16 protein-coding genes are annotated in these 17,031 nt (G+C 71.2%); 12 read left to right on the top strand and 4 right to left on the bottom strand.

Annotated elements, in window-relative coordinates; translation table 11 throughout:
• The 4 genes from D7Y13_RS23945 to D7Y13_RS23930 all read right to left on the bottom strand — a co-directional run.
• A partial coding sequence (locus D7Y13_RS23945) for a GIY-YIG nuclease family protein (protein WP_147452483.1) occupies positions 1-284 on the bottom strand: 284 nt, incomplete at its 3' end.
• Positions 271-846, bottom strand: a complete 576-nt coding sequence (locus tag D7Y13_RS23940; protein WP_120630786.1) for a hypothetical protein — start codon at positions 844-846, stop codon at positions 271-273. The genes D7Y13_RS23945 and D7Y13_RS23940, both read right to left, overlap by 14 nt.
• Before the next feature lie 229 nt (positions 847-1,075).
• Positions 1,076-2,098 (bottom strand): deoxyhypusine synthase family protein, encoded by a 1,023-nt coding sequence (locus D7Y13_RS23935; protein WP_120584712.1) that lies wholly within the window; start codon positions 2,096-2,098, stop codon positions 1,076-1,078.
• Positions 2,099-2,293: 195 nt separating this feature from the next.
• A complete protein-coding gene (locus tag D7Y13_RS23930; RefSeq protein ID WP_120584713.1) occupies positions 2,294-3,751 on the bottom strand; it encodes a sigma-54-dependent transcriptional regulator in 1,458 nt (485 codons plus the stop codon).
• Between the two features lie 177 nt (positions 3,752-3,928).
• Here D7Y13_RS23930 and D7Y13_RS23925 point away from each other — a divergent pair, with 177 nt between their 5' ends.
• The 12 genes from D7Y13_RS23925 to D7Y13_RS23875 all read left to right on the top strand — a co-directional run.
• Positions 3,929-4,678, top strand: coding sequence for an OmpA family protein (locus D7Y13_RS23925; RefSeq protein ID WP_120584717.1), 750 nt, complete (start codon positions 3,929-3,931; stop codon positions 4,676-4,678).
• A gap of 24 nt (positions 4,679-4,702) precedes the next feature.
• Positions 4,703-5,137, top strand: a complete 435-nt coding sequence (locus tag D7Y13_RS23920) for a chemotaxis protein CheW (protein WP_120532284.1) — start codon at positions 4,703-4,705, stop codon at positions 5,135-5,137.
• A 4-nt stretch (positions 5,138-5,141) separates the two neighbouring features.
• Positions 5,142-5,510, top strand: a complete 369-nt coding sequence (locus tag D7Y13_RS23915) for a protein CrdC (protein ID WP_120584714.1) — start codon at positions 5,142-5,144, stop codon at positions 5,508-5,510.
• Positions 5,507-7,303: a methyl-accepting chemotaxis protein gene (locus D7Y13_RS23910; RefSeq protein WP_120584715.1), complete on the top strand. Its 1,797-nt coding sequence runs from the start codon at positions 5,507-5,509 to the stop codon at positions 7,301-7,303. Before D7Y13_RS23915 ends, D7Y13_RS23910 begins: the two co-directional genes overlap by 4 nt.
• Before the next feature lie 7 nt (positions 7,304-7,310).
• On the top strand, positions 7,311-9,131 hold the full coding sequence (locus tag D7Y13_RS23905) for a methyl-accepting chemotaxis protein (RefSeq protein WP_120532287.1): 1,821 nt from the start codon (positions 7,311-7,313) through the stop codon (positions 9,129-9,131).
• Entirely contained in the window at positions 9,128-11,896 is a 2,769-nt protein-coding gene (locus tag D7Y13_RS23900) for a response regulator (protein WP_120532288.1), read from the top strand. The genes D7Y13_RS23905 and D7Y13_RS23900 overlap by 4 nt, the downstream gene beginning before the upstream one ends.
• A gap of 70 nt (positions 11,897-11,966) precedes the next feature.
• Positions 11,967-13,022, top strand: coding sequence for a chemotaxis-specific protein-glutamate methyltransferase CheB (cheB, locus tag D7Y13_RS23895; protein ID WP_120532289.1), 1,056 nt, complete (start codon positions 11,967-11,969; stop codon positions 13,020-13,022).
• A 9-nt stretch (positions 13,023-13,031) separates the two neighbouring features.
• Positions 13,032-14,489 (top strand): CheR family methyltransferase, encoded by a 1,458-nt coding sequence (locus tag D7Y13_RS23890; protein ID WP_341870436.1) that lies wholly within the window; start codon positions 13,032-13,034, stop codon positions 14,487-14,489.
• A gap of 87 nt (positions 14,490-14,576) precedes the next feature.
• Positions 14,577-15,440 (top strand): tetratricopeptide repeat protein, encoded by an 864-nt coding sequence (locus D7Y13_RS23885; RefSeq protein WP_120532290.1) that lies wholly within the window; start codon positions 14,577-14,579, stop codon positions 15,438-15,440.
• Positions 15,437-15,562, top strand: coding sequence for a hypothetical protein (locus tag D7Y13_RS48750; RefSeq protein WP_255424395.1), 126 nt, complete (start codon positions 15,437-15,439; stop codon positions 15,560-15,562). Before D7Y13_RS23885 ends, D7Y13_RS48750 begins: the two co-directional genes overlap by 4 nt.
• Positions 15,563-15,634: 72 nt before the next feature.
• On the top strand, positions 15,635-16,570 hold the full coding sequence (locus tag D7Y13_RS23880) for a bifunctional UDP-sugar hydrolase/5'-nucleotidase (RefSeq protein WP_120584719.1): 936 nt from the start codon (positions 15,635-15,637) through the stop codon (positions 16,568-16,570).
• 80 nt (positions 16,571-16,650) lie between these two features.
• Positions 16,651-17,031 (top strand): hypothetical protein (locus D7Y13_RS23875; protein ID WP_208734487.1); only part of this gene is annotated, 381 nt, incomplete at its 3' end.

The raw sequence follows: 17,031 nt of genomic DNA, 5'->3' as shown, positions 1-17,031 counted from the left end.
GGGCCGGGCTCGTCCAGGGGCTCGAGCTTGTCCAACACCTCGAAGGAGAAGGCCGCCTCGCCATGCCGTTCCCAATCCGCCTGGAGTTCAGGGACGCGGTGCATGCGCTGGGCGAACTCGAAGCGGATGCGATTGAACATGGCGGGCAGGTTGAGGCTGTGGCCCACGAACACCTTGCCATTGACGCGGTTGCGGATGGCGTAGATGCCCATGGGGACCGCGGCTTCCTTGTAGGTGCGCTTGCGTTCGGCGCGGGACGCGCGCGAGTCCTCAACCGGCGACATGCTGGCCTCCGTACCCGAGCGCCACGAGCTTCGCTTCCAGCCGGGCCTTCGCGGCGGGGTCGCGGGGGCGCACCCAGTCGTGGCCCAGCCGTTCCCAGTCTGGATCCTTCACGTCGATGCCCAGCGCCTGGAGGAAGCCGGCCTCGCAGACGAAGTACTGGTGGCGGAAGGGGAAGAGGAAGCCACCCTGCGCCGCGAGGGACGCCGCCGCTTCCTCGTACGTGGCGCACCAGCGGTTGAGGAAGACGGCCGGGCCCTTCTGGAAGAACACGCGCGTGTCCAGGCCCGGCGCGGACACGGACTCCAGCGCCTGCTTTAGCAGCGCCCAGGTGGCATGCCCTGCTTCCCGGGCGATGACGGTGAGCCCGTGTTTGTGTTTCACGGTGTCCCGGCGCGCGAGCACCTGGCCCAGGGGCAGGCCCGCGAAGAAGGGCAGGGCGCGCATCCGCTCGGCGGCGCGGGTGGCGCGCGCCGTGTCGGGGGAGTCCAGGTCCTTGAGCAGGAGCGACGCCCGGACCTTGCATTCATGAAGCGTGAGCGTGGATGTGCTGCCGGTTCCCATGACGATTCCTTCGGTGGCGGCCCTCACCCGCTGGTGGACCGTGGAAGGACTTCATCGGGAGCATGTCGGCTGCGGGTGAAGCGAGGGTGACGTCGTCTTTTCGGGCACAGGCGCCCCTCGGCGCCCTGTGGACCAATAGACCAGACGCCGCGAGGAGCCGTCAATGTGCCCTGGGTCCACGGCCCACGGCCTGACGGCTCCCCGAGGAGGCCTTGAGACGCTCCGCCGCTCAGCCCAGATGCCGGGTGATGAGCGAGGCCGCGGCCTCCGGCTGGCTCTGGCATTCGAGCAGCGCGCGGAGCATCAGCGGGGCGACGATGGTGGCATCCGACTCGATGACGAACATCGGCGTCGTCTCGGTGAGCTTGTCCCAGGTGATCTTCTCGTTGGGCGTCGCCCCCGAGTACGAGCCGTAGGACGTCGTCGAGTCGCTGATCTGGCAGAAGTAGGCCCACGGCTTCACGGGCTTCTGCAGGTCGTACTTCGTCGAGGGCACGACGCAGATGGGGAAGTCACCGGCGATGCCGCCACCAATCTGGAAGAAGCCGACACCGTTGCCCGCGGAGAGCTCCTCGTAGCGGTCGTAGAAGTCGACCATGTACTCGATGCCCGACTTCACGATGCTCGCCTTGCAGTCCCCCGTCTTCACGTAGGACGCGAAGATGTTCCCGAACGTGGAGTCCTCATAGCCAGGGACGACGATGGGCAGCCGGCGCCGCGCCGCCTCCAGCAGCCAGCAGGCCTCGGGGTCTCCCTCGAACGCGGAGGGCTCCAACGCCAGGATGCAGTCGTAGAAGTACTCGTGCCAGAAGCGCCGCTCTCCCCGCTCGGACGCGCCCTTCCACATCGGAACGATGATCTTCTCGACCGCGCGGAACGCCTCGTCCTCGGGGATGCTCGTGTCGGTGACCCGCCGCATCCGCTGCTCGAGGATCCGCGTGTCGTCCTGCTTGGTGAAGTAACGGTACTCGGGGAAGTCCCGATACGCCGAGTGAGCGACGAGGCGGAAGAGCGACTCCTCGAGGTTGGCCCCCGTCACCGACAGGCCGTGAATCAGCCCCGCGCGAATGGCGGGTGCGAGGGAGAGGCCGAGCTGCGCGGACGACATCGCGCCCGCGACGCTCCAGAACATCCGGCCACCACTTGAGACGTGCTGCCAGTAGGCCAGGAGCGCATCGCGCGTCGCGCGCGCGTTGAAGTTCTTGTAGTTCGTGAGCACGAACTCAAGCAGGGGCAGTTCCGAGGTGGGCATGGGAGCCTCCAGCGACGACTGAGTCGAAGCACGGGCGGCGCCGGTCGAGCAGAACCACCCGAGGACACCCTACGGCTGCGACAACATGTCGCGCCGCCATCGGAGCGTCGAGTGGCTGCGGGCCAGCTACCATGGCCGCGACTTCCGCGGCTACGGGATTTCTCTCACGGAAAAAGGCGCGGCGAATGCAGGCACCTACGACTCGGATTGCCCCCGGCGCAGGCCCAGGGCCTTCATCTTCTTGTAGAAGTGGCCCCGCTCCAGATCGAGGATCCGCGCCGCTTCCGTCACGTTGTCATGCGTGTGGGCAAGCACGTGCTGGATGATCTCCCGCTCCGCGTCCTCCACCTGTTCACGGAACGTCTGATCCACGCGGGGCCGCCAGCCCACGGGACCTGACGCCACGGGCCCGGAGGCCGGGGGCGCGACCGTCGCCGGAGAGAGGGGTGCGTCTCCGCCCACGGTGGCCGCGGGCATCGGGGGAAGGGGACGGCCCCGGGGCAGCAGCTCCAGCGCGTCCGTGCGCGACACCACCGGGCCTTCACACAGGATGGCCAGCCGCTCCACCAGGTTGCGCAGCTCGCGCACGTTGCCCGGGTAGTCGTACGCGCTCATCACCGCGAGCGCGTCCGGCGACAGCATCAGCGGGCGCCGGCCGTTCTTCGCGCACGCCTCGCTCAGGAAGGTGTTGATGAGGTCCGGCAGGTCCTCGCTGCGCTCGCGCAGCGGCGGCGAGTGAATCTGCACCACGTTGATGCGGTAGTAGAGGTCCTCGCGGAACCGCCCGGCGGCGATCTCCTTCTCCAGGTTCTTGTTCGTCGCCGCGAGCACGCGCACGTCCACCTTGAGCGTCTCCGCGCCGCCCACGCGCTCCAGCTCCCCCTCCTGGAGCACGCGCAGCAGCTTCGACTGCATCGCGGCCGGCATGTCGCCAATCTCATCCAGGAAGAGGGTGCCCTCGTGCGCCAGCTCGAACTTGCCGCGCCGCACGCTCACCGCGCCGGTGAACGCGCCCTTCTCGTGGCCGAACAGCTCGCTCTCGATGAGGTCGTGCGGCACCGCCGCGCAGTTGAGCTTCACGAACGGCCCGCCCTTGCGCCGGGAGTGCTGATGCAGCGCGCGCGCGATGAGCTCCTTGCCGGTGCCGTTCTCCCCGGTGATGAGGACGCGGCCCTCGCTGGGCGCCGCGCGCTGGATGAGGGAGAAGATGCGCTGCATGGCCGGCCCGCCGCCCACCATGTCGAAGCGGCCCAGCTGCGCGCGCAGCTCCTGCAACTCCTCCATCGCGGCCTGGTGCGTGAGCACGTTGCGCAGCGCCACCAGCAGCTTGTCTCGCGCCAGGGGCTTCTCCAGGAAGTCCCGCGCGCCCAGCTGCGTCGCCTTCACCGCCGTGTCGATGGTGCCGTGGCCCGACATCATGATGACCGGCAGCTCCGGCTTGAGCTCCGTGAGCCGGGCCAGCACCGTGAGGCCGTCCATGTCCGGCATCTTCACGTCCATCAGCACCGCGTCCACCGGGCGCGCGCTCACCACGTCCAGCGCCACCTGCCCGCTGCTGGCCAGCTCCGTGCGGTAGCCGGCCAGCTGCAACGACTGGCTCAGGGTGAGGAGGATGTTTTTTTCGTCATCGACGATGAGGACGGCGGCGGGCATGGGCAAACCGGTCACACTCTCACGGAAATAATCGGGGCATCAAGTGACTCGTTCGGCCCGGAAGGATGAGGAAAGGACAAATCTTTTGACTCCCGGCTGGGTGTGCGACTACACGCGACAGCCTTGACCCGCGAGCTCGCGGGTCACCTTTTCCCGTGAATGCTGTACGGAGGAATGATGCGTCGGATTTCGCTTTGGGCGGGGTTGGCCCTCGCCGTGGCCGTGCTGACCGGGTGCCCGCCCACCTATCCCAAGTGCAACGACGACGAGACCTGCAAGGAGAAGGGCGAAGTCTGCGTCCAGGGTCAGTGCCAGGAGTGCGCCACGGACGACAACTGCCGTGAGGGCTTCACCTGCCAGGCGAACAAGTGCGCCCCCAAGCCCCCTGAGTGCACCACGGACGCGGCCTGTGGCTCCGGCCGCATCTGCGAGGCCGGCAAGTGCGCCGAGGCCCAGTGCAAGGACGACTCCGCGTGCAACGGTGGCAAGTGCCAGGCCGGCCGCTGCCAGGCCCCCAAGGACACCTGCACCGCCGCCACCGACTGCGGTGAGGGCCAGGACTGCCAGGGCGGCCGCTGCGTGACGGCCTCCGCCGACTCCCGCTGCGACTACTCGCCGGTGCGCTTCGGCTTCAACGAGTCCACCCTGGACTCCAGCGCGCAGTCGCGCCTGGGCGACCTGGCGGCCTGCATCAAGGCGGCCACGGGGAAGATCACCCTGGGCGGCCACGCGGACGAGCGCGGCACGGAGGAGTACAACCTCCAGCTGTCCAACCGCCGCGCCGCGGCGGTCAAGCGCTACCTGACCGACCTGGGCGTTCCGTCCAACCGTCTGGCGACGGTGGGTTACGGTGAGACGCGCCCTGTCGCCAACGCCGCCACCGAGGAAGGGTGGGCGGAGAACCGCCGCGTGGAGTTCCAGCGCTAGTTCTGGGGTAGGCTCTGGCGCGAAATGGCCGCCCTCGAGTCGGAAACGCGTCAGTCCTACCTGGTCTTCGCCTGTGGAAGCAGTTGGTACGCGGTGCCCGCGGAAGCCGCGGCGGAGGTGGTCACCTTCCCCGAGCTGACGCGGGTACCGGGTTCCCCGCCCCACCTGCTGGGCGTGTTCGCGCACCGGGGAGAAGTCATCCCGGTCGTGGACATGAGCCTGCTGGTGGGAGGGGTGACCGCCGGTTCCCGTCGCGCGGTGCTCGTGCGCCTGCCCCGGGGAACGCTCGCCCTCACCGCCAGCAGCGTCGCCGGGGTGTCCCCCGTGACGGGCGCGCTGGAGCCCCTGGGCCCTTCGGGCGTCCACGTCCACCTGCGCGGCCCCGGCAAGAGCGGCGCGCGCGACGTGGCCGTCATCGACCCTGAAGGCCTCTTCGACCACCTCAGCCAGGGCGGCTAGGGCCATGCCCCGCGCCGCTCGGGTCGAGGGGACGCTGCTGTGCCTCGTGGGCCCCCACCGCCTCGCGTTCGAGGCGAACGAGGTGGCCTCCATCGCCGCACCGGGTGGGTCCTGGGTGTCCGCCCGCAGGGCCTTCCGGGAGGCCGCGGGCGCCCAGCGCGTGCTCGTCACCCTCACGGGCGAGGCGGTGGGCGTGGACGGGCTGGAGATCGACGCGGAGGTGCTGTCGGTGCTGCCGCCCTCGCCGGTGGTGGCGGGGTCCTCCGGGGGGAGCCTGCGCGGCTTCGTGGTGACGCGCGGGGTGCTGTGGCCGCTGGTGCACCTGGACGGCTTCGAGCGCTACCTGCGCACCCTGGGCCCGGAGGCCGCATGAAGCCGTCCCCCGAGCTGCGCTCCCTGGCCCGCTGGACGACGCGCCCCCGCGTGCTGGGCAGCTGCGTGGGCGTGATGCTCGCGCTGCTGCACATCCACCTGTCCCACACGTTGCCGACGGAGGGCCGGCTCCCGCTGTCCATCCTGGGGCTGTGCGCGCTCGGGTTGTTCCTGGGGCTGGGGGGGCTTCGCGACAGCCGCGCCCTGCGCACGTTGATCGCGCTGGGCGAGGGCCGGCTGCCCACCCGGCCCGAGCACCTGCGCCGCGCGCTCCAGGAAGTGGCGGCCATGCCCGGCGTCGGCTTCTGGTTCGCGCTGCAGGGCTGGCTGGGCGGGACGGTGCTGGTGGCGGTGTCCTTCCCGCTGCTCGCGCACGTGTCGTGGACCGAAGGGCTGCGCGTGGTGCTGATGGGCCTGTCGCTGGGGCCGCTCAGCTCCATGCTCGTCTACCTGATGCTGGTGCGCCGCGCGCGCGTCACGCTGGAGCGGCTGGTGGCGGAGGGGCTGTCGCCGCTGGAGGTGCTGGCCGCGCTGCCGCCCCGGCGCATGCACATCCGCCGACGCCTGGTGGTGTTCACCGCCATCGCGGTGCTGAGCCCGTCGCTCTTCATCCTGGACGTGGCCTTCACGCGCACGGTGGCGGTGGTGGATGCGTGGGCGCAGGCCACCACCCCGCAGGCGCGGGAGGAGATCCTCGTGCGGGCGCGCAAGGGCGAGGGGCCTCCGCTGGGGCTGCTCGCGGGGCTCGTCACGCTGCTCGTCCTGGGCACCGCCGCGCTCGCGGGCACGGCGCTGTCGGAGCCGTTGCGCGCCATCACCGAGGACGCGACGCGCATCGCTCGCGGCGAGGTGCGCCCCCCGCGCGTCATCCACGCGGAGGACGAGGTGTGGGCGACATCCGCGGCCTTCACCCAGATGCAGGTGCAGCTGGTGCAGGCGCTCACGCAGCTGCGCAAGGCGGGCATCCAGATCTCCTCCACCACCGAGCAGCTGGTGGCCACCAGCACGGAGCAGGAGGTGGGGGCGGACGAGCAGGCCGGGGCGCTCAACGCGACCAGCGCCACCACGGAGGAGCTGGCCCGGTCCGCGCAGCAGATCGCCGACAGCGCGGAGTCCGTGTCCGCCATCGCGGAGACGACGTTCGGCGCGGCGCAGTCCGGCCAGCGCGGCGCCACCGCCTTCCTGGGCGCCATGCAGCGCATGAAGCACGACAACGAGGCCATCGCGGACGCGGTGGTGCGCCTCAACAAGCGCGTGCAGCAGATTGGCAAGGTGGTGGAGTTCATCAACGAGATCGCCGACAAGTCGGACCTGCTGGCGCTCAACGCGGAGCTGGAGGGCACCAAGTCGGGCGAGGTGGGCCGGGGCTTCTCGCTGGTGGCGGCGGAGATGCGCAGGCTGGCGGAGAACGTCATCCGCTCCACGAAGGAGATTGAAGGGCTCATCGGGGAGATCCGCGACGCGACGAACGCGGCGGTGATGGCCACGGAGGCGGGCCTGAAGACGACGGAGCTGGGCACGCTGCTGGCGGCGCAGGTGGACGACAGCCTGGGGCTCATCCTGGAGCTGGCGCGGCAGACGTCGCACGCGGTGCGCAGCATCTCCCTGGCCACGCAGCAGCAGCAGACGGGCACGGATCAACTGGCGGCGGCCATGGGGGACATCCTGCGCGTCACCGAACAGAACGCCGCGGCCACCAAGCAGATGGTGGCGGCCAACGCGGACCTGTCCACGCTGGCGCACGACCTGCAACACGTGGTGGAGCGCTTCCACGTCGAAACCGGGGAAGGGTAGGGCGTCCATGGCCGTGCGCATCGGGCCCCGGCGGGCCTCCTTCAGCCGACACCTGGTGGTCCCCGTCCCACTGGCGAACCTGGTGGGCTCCACGCTGGGGCTGCACTTCGCGTCGCTCGTCATCGGCGGTCCGTTGACGGGCAGCCTGGGCGCGCTGGTGTTCCTGGTGGTGGGGGTGAGCGCGCTGCACATGCTGCTGGGCGTGGGCGTGTCCCTGCGCAGGTTCCCCACGCTGCGGGCCCTGGAGCGGGGGGACGTGGCGCCGACGGCCGAACACCTGTCGGAGGCCGTGGGGGAGATGTCGCGCGCTCCGGGCGAGGCGTTCTTCCGCTCGCTCGGCCTGTGGGTGCTGACGACGGGCGTGGTGGCGGTGGTGCTCTGGACGGAGATGGCGCTTCCGGTCGCGCTGACCCTCAAGATCGCGGGGCTGGGGGCGCTGTTCGGGCCGCTCACGTCGCTGCTCGTGTACGGGCTCGTCACGCTCCGGGCGCGCCGGGGCGTGCTGTGGGTGGCGGACCAAGGGCTGACGCACGCGCAGGTCATCGCCGCGCTGCCCCGGCGCTCGCGCATCCGTTCGCGGCTGGTGGCCTTCACCGCCATCTGCGTGGTGACGCCCGCGGTGCTGTGCGCCCAGGTCGTCATCGCGCTGTCGGACCGCGTCTTCACGCGGCTCCAGATGGCGGGCAGCCCGGACGTGCAGGGGGTGATGGTGGACGCGCTGCACCTGGAAGCGTTCATGTCCAGCGCGGTGCTGTGCGTGGTGGTGTTCGGCCTGGCGCTGACGACGGCGTACCTGGGCGGCACGCTGCTGGGCCGGCCGATGCGGGAGCTGTCCGGGGAGGCGCGCCGCATCGCCGCGGGGGACCTGGCGAGCCCCCGGCTCGTGCCCGCGGAGGACGAGGTGTGGGCGGTGTCCGCGGCCTTCACCACGATGCGCACGCACTTGGCGGACGTGCTCGCGCAGTTGCAGCGCGCGGGGGCGCAGATTTCGGCCACCACGGAAGAGATTCTGAGCACCTCCGGGCGCTACGAGGCGGGCGCCGCCGAACAGGCCAGCAGCCTGGATGAGACGAGCGCCACGACGGAGGAGCTGGCGCGCTCGGCGAAGCAGATCGCGGAGAACGCGGGCTCGGTGGCGGAGATCGCCCAGCGCACGCTGGCGGCGGCGCAGGGCGGGCAGGGCAGCGCGGAGTCGTTCCTGGGGGCCATGTCGCGCATGCGCCAGGACAACCTGGCCATCAGCTCCGCGGTGGCGCGGCTGAACAAGCGCGTGCAGCAGATTGGGAAGATCGTCGAGTTCATCAACGGCGTGGCGGACAAGTCCGACCTGCTGGCGCTCAACGCGGAGCTGGAGGGCACGAAGGCGGGCGAGGTGGGCCGGGGCTTCTCGCTGGTGGCGGCGGAGATGCGCAGGCTCGCGGAGAACGTGCTGGAGTCCACCAAGGAGATTGAAGGGCTCATCGAGGAGGTGCGTGAGGCGAGCGCCGCCGCGGTGGCGGTGACGGGCGGCGGGGTGCGCGCGGTGGAGACGGGCACCGCGCTGGCGGAGGAGGTGTCGGAGTCGCTGCGGCAGATCGTCAGCCTGGCGGGGCGCACGTCGGACGCGGTGCGGAGCATCTCCCGGTCCACGCAGCAGCAGCAGACGGGCACGGATCAGCTCGCGGACACGATGGCGGACATCCTGCGCATCACCCAGCAGAGCCTCAACGCCACGAAGCAGGTGAGTTCGGCGAACGGGGACCTGTTGGGGCTGGCGCAGGACCTGCGTGGGGTGGTGGAGCGCTTCCAGATCCATCAGGCGACGCTGCGCAAGGAGGAGGGCGGGTGAACCCCAGCGAACGGCTCCTCAAGCAGTTCCGCGACCTGGTGACGGTGCGCCTGGAGCGCATCAACCGCTCCCTCATGGAGCTGGAGGCCGGGGGCAGCCTGGAGGCCGGGCAGCGGGTGCTGCGCGAGCTGCACGGGCTGAAGGGCGAGGCCCGGATGATGGGCTTCGACGAGATCAACACGCTCGTGCACCAGATGGAGGAGCTGGTCCGCTGCGCGGAGCCCCACCGCTACCGCCTGTCGTCGGAGTCCACCGACGCGCTGCTCACCACGGCGGACACGGTGCTCGCGCTGTCCGGGGCGCTTCAGGCGGCAGAGCCACCGCTGGCGGTGGAGACGCTGGTGGCGACGCTGCAACAGCGGACCACGGCGGAGGCCGCGCGTCCGGTGGTGCCCCGTACGCTGGAGGAAGGGGGCTGGGCGGCGCCGCCGAAGGCTCCTGGAGCGACGGCGAAGGGAGAGGGGGCCGCGTCACAGCTGCTGGCGACGACGCGCGCGGAGTCGGGCGCGCCCGTGGTTCCCGCCCACTGGTCGACGATGGCGCTCCGTCCGGAGTCCGCGCCGGGGGCGGGCATGTCCCCGGTCACGGCCGCGTCGCACCTGCTCATGACGGCCATCCGTTCGGAGCCGCCCGGAGGACAGACGGCGCTGGGGGCTTCGCAGGGAACCCCGGGGGGAGTGCATCCGGGATCGTCCGCTTCGGGCGCGCCGGGAGGGGCGCACACGGCGACGGTCTCCGCTGCGGGATGGCATCCGTCGGGGCTTGTACCGGGGGCTCCGGTGGGGGCGCACCTCGCGAGTTCGCCTACCGGCGGCTCGGTGGGTTCCCATCTCGCAGGGGCCGCAAGTGCTTCCTCCGGCTCGCACCTCGTGAGTCCCGCCACCGGGGCCGCCTCCACGGGAGCTCACCTGCTGAACTCCACCGCCGGAGGCCCGGCGGGTTCCCCCTTCGTGAATCCCGCGTCGGCGCCGCTGCCGGGCACCCGGTTGATCGACTCCGCCTCTCGCTCCCGTCCACCCTCGGGTGTCGCGCCGAAGGCCGGTGGCGGTGCGGTCCGCAACGGTGACGTCCGCGTGGACACGGCGGTGCGCATTGGCGTGGCCAGCCTGGACATGCTCACCAGCGCGGTGACCAACCTGGGGCAGGTGGCGCGACGCCGCGAACTGGCGAACGCTCGGCGGCTGGCGCTCGTGCGCGAACTGAGTGAGCTGGCCCGCGCGGCGGAGGACCTGGGCCCCGCGGGCGTGGCGATCGCGGAGCGGCTGGGCCGCGCGAAGGAGCTGGCCGCCACCCTGCACCGGGAAGCCAAGCTGCTCGCCAACGCGGAGCTGCGCGACCTGGGGCAGGTGTCTGAAGAAGTCCAGACCCTGCGCATGCTGCCCCTGGCCGTCCTCTTCGAACCCTACCCCCGCATGGTGCGCGACCTGGCGCGGGAGCTGGGCAAGGAGGTGGAGCTCGTCGTGGACGGCGAGGACACCCGCGCGGACCGCTCCGTCGTGGAGGCCCTGCGCGAACCCCTGATGCACCTGGTGCGCAACGCGCTGGACCACGGCCTGGAGACGCGCGTGGACCGCGTCGCCGCCGGCAAGCATCCCCGGGGCTGCCTCACCCTGCGCGCCGCACGCGAAGGCAGCCGCATCGTGCTGCGCGTGGAGGACGATGGAATGGGCATGGATCCCGCGCTGCTGCGGCGGGTGGCCGTGCGCCGGGGCGTGCTCGACGAGGCCACCGCCAACGCCCTGTCCGACGCCGCCGCGCGCGACCTCATCTTCCTTCCCGGCTTCTCCTCGCGCGAAGTGGTCACCGACCTGTCAGGTCGGGGCGTGGGCCTGGACGCCGTGCGCGCGTCCCTCCAGGCGCTGGGCGGCGACGTGGGCGTGGAGTCCGCACCCGGCTGGGGCACCATCTTCACCCTGCGCGTGCCGGTGTCCCTCACCGTCGCGCCCCTGCTCTTCGTCCAGGTGGGCGACGAAACGCTCGCCCTGGGCGCCGTCCACGTCTCCCGCGCCCTCAAGGTGGAGGCCGCGGAGGTGGGAGAGGTCGCCGGCCGCCCCGTGCTCCGGGCCGAGGGCCGGGTGCTTCCCTTCGCTTCGCTGGCGTCGCTCCTGGGCCACGCCGCCGAGCGCCCCGCCCGGGAAGGCGAGCTGGTGCTGGTGGTGAAGGGCCAGGGCATGGAGGCCGCACTGGCGGTGGATCGCGTGTTGGAGGAGCGCGTCCAGGCCATCCTGCCGCTGAAGGGCATCCTCGCCCGCTTCACCCACCTGACGGGGGCCACCTCGCTCGCGGACGGGCGGCTGGCCATGGTCCTGTCGGCGGCGACCCTGGCGGCGGGCGTTCACGGCACGGCGCCCCTGCGGCTCGTCCGTCCCCCGGTGCGAGCACAGGAGGTGCGCCGGCGCCGCATCCTCGTGGTGGATGACTCGCCCCTGACCCGCGAACTGGTGGCGAACCTGCTGGAGGCGGTGGGGTACGACACGCTGCGGGCGCCGGACGGCGTCGGGGCGCTGGCGCTGCTCGGAGAGGACGGCCCTCCTGTGGAGCTGGTGGTCACCGACCTGGAGATGCCGGAGATGGACGGCGTGGAGCTCACCCGGCGCCTGAAGACCGATCCCGCCCGGAGCGGCCTGCCCGTCGTCATCCTCACCACCCGAGGAGGGGAGGTAGACCGGGCGAGGGGGCTGGCGGCCGGCGCGGACGGCTACATCACGAAAGGCGACCTCGTCCGGCAGGACCTGGTGGATGTGGTGGGGCGTCTGTTGGCCTGAAGTCCCAGGGCCCCGGCGATCCACGCGCATTGCTATACTCCCCGCCGCGCGTACGGGGTATGGAACGTCCATGGGCAAGAAAGTCTCGGTGCTGGTGGTCGATGACTCGCTCATCTGCCGACAGCTCATCAGCGCGGCGTTGAGCGACGACCCGGATGTCGAGGTCGTCGGCACCGCGGCGAACGGCGCGGAGGCCGTTGCCCTCACGAAGGAGCTTCGCCCCCACGTCATCACCATGGACGTGGACATGCCCGTCATGGACGGGCTGACGGCCGTGGAGCACATCATGGCCGAGTGCCCCACGCCCATCCTGGTGCTGACGGGCGACCCGCGCTCGCAGGCCCCCGCGCTGACGTACCGCGCGCTGGAGCTGGGCGCGCTGGCGCTGCAGATCAAGCCCTCCATCGACGCGGGCGCGGACGCGTGGAACCTCACCAAGGAGGTGAAGCTCATCTCCTCGGTGCGTGTCATCCGGCACCTGCGCGGCCCCAAGCGCACGCAGGCGGGCACGCCGCACCCCACGGCGGTGCTGCCCGCGGTCTCCATGGGCATCGTGGCGGTGGCGGCCAGCACCGGCGGCCCGCAGGTGCTCTACCGGATGCTGGCGGAGCTGCCGGCGGACTTCCCGGCGCCCATCGTCATCGTCCAGCACATCAACGCGGCCTTCTCGGAGTCGCTGGCCAGCTGGCTCGCCAACGCGAGCAAGCTCAAGGTGCGGCTGGCGCAGGACGGCGACGTGCTGACCCCGGGCATGGTGCTGGTGGCGCCGCCGGATCAACACACGCTGGTGCCGGTGCGCGGGCGCGTGGCGCTGAAGCCCGGAGTGGAGCGCGACGGGCACATGCCCAGTGGCACCATGCTGCTGGAGAGCGTGGCGAAGACGTACGGCCGGCGCGCGGTGGGCGTCGTGCTCACGGGCATGGGCGCGGACGGGGCGGACGGGCTCCTGGCCATCAAGCAGGCCGGAGGGCTGGCGCTGGCGCAGAACGAGGAGTCCTGCGTGGTGTTCGGCATGCCGGGCGCGGCGGTGGAGCGCAAGGCGGTGGATCACCTCATCCACGGCGATGATGTCGCGGCGACGCTGGCGAAGCTGGCGCGCGGAGAGTCCCTGGCCGCGGGGCGCTGAGCCGGTGCCGTGACGTCCTCTTCCGAGCGCTGGGCTCCCGTGCACGCGTTCATCGCGGCGCACACGGGCATGGCGCTGAGCGCGGCCCAGCGGCGTCGGCTGGACGCGCGCCTGGAAGCGCTGGGGCGCGAGGAGCAGGCCGCGCAGGTGGTGTCCCATCTGCGCTCGAGGGTGGGCGCGGCGGACCTGGCGCGGCTGGTGGGCGCGGTGGCGGTGCACACGTCGGAGGTGTTCCGGGACGAGGTGCAGCTGGCCGCGTTCCGGGAGCACGTGCTGTCGCCCCGGGTGCAGCGCTCGAAGCTGCCGCTGCGCGTGTGGAGCGCGGGGTGCGCGGCGGGTGAGGAGGTGGCCACGCTGCTCGTGCTGTTGGCGCAGGAGGGCGCGGATCCGGCCAGCCGGGTGCTGGGCACGGACATTTCCGAGCAGGTGTTGAACCGGGCGCGCGAATTGAGCTTTCCGGCGGATGCGTTGCGCCGGATTCCGGACGCCACGCGCGCGCGCTATTTCCAGCACCGGGGCGGACGTCAGGTGCTGGTGGAGTCGCTGCGCACGCAGGCCGGGTTCCGGCGCCACAACCTGATGGAGCTGCCGTATCCGGAGGCCGGGGGAAGTGGCGGGTTCGACATCATCTTCTGCCGCAACGTCCTCATCTACTTCACGCCGGAAGCCTTCCAGCGCACGGTGCGCAACCTCAGCGAGCAGCTCGCGCCTGGGGGCGTGCTGGTGCTGTCCGCTGCGGAGCCCCTGCTCCAGGTTCCGCCGTCGCTGCGGCTGCTGCCCTGTGAGCAGGCGTTCTTCTACGTGCGCGTGGACGAAGCGGAGGTGAGCGCTCCTGGCTCCCGGCGGGGCTCGGGCCGCTTTCCCGCCGTGCCTGATCCCGCGGCACCGAAGCGCGACTCCGGACGTTTTCCCTCGGTGACTGGGCCCGCTGCACCGAAGCGCGACTCCGGACGTTTTCCCTCGGTGCCTGACGAAGGCGCATCGCCGAGCGACGTCGGCCGCTCTTCCCCCGAGCCCACGGACGTCACCCCGAAGCGCGATTCCGGCCGCTTTCCCGCCGTCCCTCCCTTCGCGGTGCTCGGGCACCTGTCGGATCCGGAGCCAGTCACCGTCCCCCACGGGCCCCCCTCCGCCGCGGAGGCGCTCGCGTCCACGATGGCGGAGGCGGACTGGCTCTTCTCCCGCGTGCTCGACGGGGCCTCCACCGGCGTCTCCGACACGCAGGCGGAGGACGACCTGCGCCGGTGCCTGGACCTGGACCCGGACCATGTCGCCGCGCGCTACCTCCTGGGCCTGCTCCTGGAGCAGTGCGGCCGGCCCGACGCCGCGGTGGGCGAGTACCGCCGGGCGCGGGACGCGGTGGACTCCGGACGGGCGCGGCCGGTGCCCTTCCTCCTGAACCTGTCCCGGCTCCGGGTGGCCTGCGCCAGGGCCGTGGAGCGCCTGGAGGCGGAGGGGCAGCACTGAAGGCAGGGGCAGGCCGCCCGCCTGGATGGCGCCCGGAGGCAAACAGAAGCGGCGCGCGGAGGGCTTTGGACCTAGGATGCCGGCCCCATGCGCAGGCTCGTGCTCTTCGCCCTGTTGACCGCCGCCGTTCCCGGATGTTTCTACCCCGCCGACCGCGGCCGTGCCCTCGAAGCCAAGGTGGACAAGCTCGGGACGGACAACGCCCGTCTGTCGGCGGAGCTGAAGGAGGCGCGCGACCAGCTCGCCGCCACCCAGCCGAAGATCGACGAGAAGGTCGCCCAGGTGACCCAGGCCCTGCAGAGCCTGGACACCGCCGCGCGCCGCAAGGACGCGGACATCGGCGTGCAGTTCCAGAAGACCGTGGAGGACCTGGCGCAGCTGCGCGGCCAGGTGGAGACGTACCTCTACAAGATTGGCGAACTGGAAGCGGCGCTCGGCAAGAACACCGAGGAGACCAACCAGCGCCTCCTCGCGCTCCAGGGCGCCGAAGCGGTGAAGGAAGCCGAGGCGAAGAAGAAGGCCGAGGATCTCCAGCGCCCCGCGGACAAGAAGGACTTCCTCGCGCTCGCGCAGGACAAGGCCAAGGCCGGCGACGTGCTGGTCGCGCGCCAGCTCTACAACGAGTTCGTGAAGAAGTGGCCCAAGGACGCGCTCGTCGGCGAAGCGCACTACGGCCTGGGTGAGACGTACTTCTCCGAGTCCAAGTGCCGCGAGGCCCTCTTCGAGTACGGCAAGGTGGTGCAGGACTTCGCGAAGACGGCTTCCGCGCCGGACGCGTACCTGCGATCCTCCGACTGCTTCCAGAAGCTGAAGATGAAGGAAGAGTCCAAGCTGGCGCTGGAGGAACTCGTGAAGAGCTACCCCAAGTCGGACGCGGCCAAGACGGCGAAGACGAAGCTGGCGGAGCTGGACAAGAAGGCCGCTCCCGCGCCGAAGAAGGGCAAGAAGTGAGCCCCCGTCGGCTGGTCGCCCTGGCGCTGCTGCTCCTGCCCCTGGTGGCGGGCGCCGCGCCGAAGAAGCTCGTCCTGCTCTTCACCGGAGACAATGGGGGCGAAATCGCCCCCTGTGGTTGACGACACAACCCGTCTGGCGGTCTGGCCAGACGAAAGACGGTCCTGACGCAGGAGCGCGCCAAGGGCGTGCCGGTGCTCGCGCTGGATGCGGGCAATGCGCTCTTCAAGAGTCTGGCTGATGGCCAGGACCCGACGGCGAAGCTGCGCGCGGGGCTGCTGTTGGAGCAGATGGGCGCGCAGGGCTACACGGCCATGGCCGTGGGCCAGCGCGACCTCGTGCTGGGCGTGGACTTCCTCAAGAAGAAGACGAAGGGCGCGAAGCTTTCGCTCGTGTCCGCGAACCTCGTGGATGCGAAGGGCCAGCGGCTCTTCCCGGCGTCGGTGGTCACGACCGCGGGCGAGCTGAAGGTGGGCATCATCGGCGTCTCCCCCGCGTCGCCGGATCCGAAGGGAGGCGACAGCGCGGCGTTCCTGCCCCCGGGCGTCCAGGGCCAGCCCGTGCAGCCGGCGGTGGCGGCCGAGGTGAAGCGCCTGCGCACCACGGAGAAGGTGGACGTGGTGGTGTTGCTGGCGGCGGTGCCCTACGCGGAGGCCGTGAAGCTGGCGCAGGGCGCCGAGGGCGTGGACTTCGTGGTGCAGTCGCACGACGGCCGGGGCGTGGGCATGGCGCAGCGCCAGGGCGTCTCCACGCTGATTCCTCCCGGGGAGCGGGGCCGGCAGGTCGCGAAGCTGGAGGTGTCCGTGGAGGGCACCGGCCCCTTCAGCGACCAGTCCGAGGCGAACCGCGCCCTGGAGAGCCAGCGCATGGTGGAGGCGAACATCACGCGGGTGAAGGAGCGCCTCAAGACGGAGAAGGACGAGGCCACGCGCCGCTCGCTCCAGGAGACGCTGACCTCCTTCGAGGCCCGGCGCGACGCCCTGGGTCGTACCGCGGCCACCAGCGCCCCGGCGAAGGAGGGGCGCACCTTCCTGCTGTCGTACGTCCAGTTGGGCGCGGACGTGGCCTCCGACAAGGCCGTGCAGCAGCAGGTGGAGCGCGTGGAGCCCCCCGGCTCCGCGGGCCATTGAGTTACCCCCCGGGAGTCCACGCGGGGGGGCTGGACGGGAGGGACGTCTCCGGGGGACACCTCCAGTCCTGGAGACACGTCATGACCGTTGAAACACCTTCGACATCCAGCGGGGGCTCCGTGTGGCCCAACCGCCTCATCCTGGCCGTGTACTTCGTGTGCTTCTCGGTCGGCTCGCTCATCCACATCGCCAGCGCGGCGACGTACGGCTTCTTCGCCAATGATCCGCAGGCCCCCGTGCCCATGGGCTTCGTGGTCGTCAACGAGCTGTTCACCTTCCTGAACCCGCTCACCCTGAGCCTGCTCATCTTCAAGCGGCGGGCGGGCATCATCTCCGCGCTGGTGGTGGTGGGGCTGGTGTTCGCGCTCAACCTGACGCTGATGGCCTGGATGTGGACCGTCCGGCACGAGCTCTACGTCGCCTGGCTGTACCTGAACGGCACCATGGGCGTGTTCATGCTC

The organism is Corallococcus praedator (assembly GCF_003612125.1).
Taxonomy (GTDB): domain Bacteria; phylum Myxococcota; class Myxococcia; order Myxococcales; family Myxococcaceae; genus Corallococcus; species Corallococcus praedator.
Note: the sequence above shows the minus strand (reverse complement) of the source record. Positions and strands in the feature narration are given on the sequence as shown.

What these genes read in the sequence shown, in the direction of transcription:
- D7Y13_RS23885 (WP_120532290.1), top strand. Translation starts at nt 14,577, where the DNA reads ATGCGCAGGCTCGTGCTCTTCGCCCTGTTGACCGCCGCCGTTCCCGGA.
- D7Y13_RS23925 (WP_120584717.1), top strand. Translation starts at nt 3,929, where the DNA reads ATGCGTCGGATTTCGCTTTGGGCGGGGTTGGCCCTCGCCGTGGCCGTG.
- D7Y13_RS23905 (WP_120532287.1), top strand. Translation starts at nt 7,311, where the DNA reads ATGGCCGTGCGCATCGGGCCCCGGCGGGCCTCCTTCAGCCGACACCTG.
- D7Y13_RS23930 (WP_120584713.1), bottom strand. Translation starts at nt 3,751, where the DNA reads ATGCCCGCCGCCGTCCTCATCGTCGATGACGAAAAAAACATCCTCCTC.
- D7Y13_RS23920 (WP_120532284.1), top strand. Translation starts at nt 4,703, where the DNA reads ATGGCCGCCCTCGAGTCGGAAACGCGTCAGTCCTACCTGGTCTTCGCC.
- D7Y13_RS23935 (WP_120584712.1), bottom strand. Translation starts at nt 2,098, where the DNA reads ATGCCCACCTCGGAACTGCCCCTGCTTGAGTTCGTGCTCACGAACTAC.
- D7Y13_RS23910 (WP_120584715.1), top strand. Translation starts at nt 5,507, where the DNA reads ATGAAGCCGTCCCCCGAGCTGCGCTCCCTGGCCCGCTGGACGACGCGC.
- D7Y13_RS23940 (WP_120630786.1), bottom strand. Translation starts at nt 846, where the DNA reads ATGGGAACCGGCAGCACATCCACGCTCACGCTTCATGAATGCAAGGTC.
- D7Y13_RS23915 (WP_120584714.1), top strand. Translation starts at nt 5,142, where the DNA reads ATGCCCCGCGCCGCTCGGGTCGAGGGGACGCTGCTGTGCCTCGTGGGC.
- cheB (WP_120532289.1), top strand. Translation starts at nt 11,967, where the DNA reads ATGGGCAAGAAAGTCTCGGTGCTGGTGGTCGATGACTCGCTCATCTGC.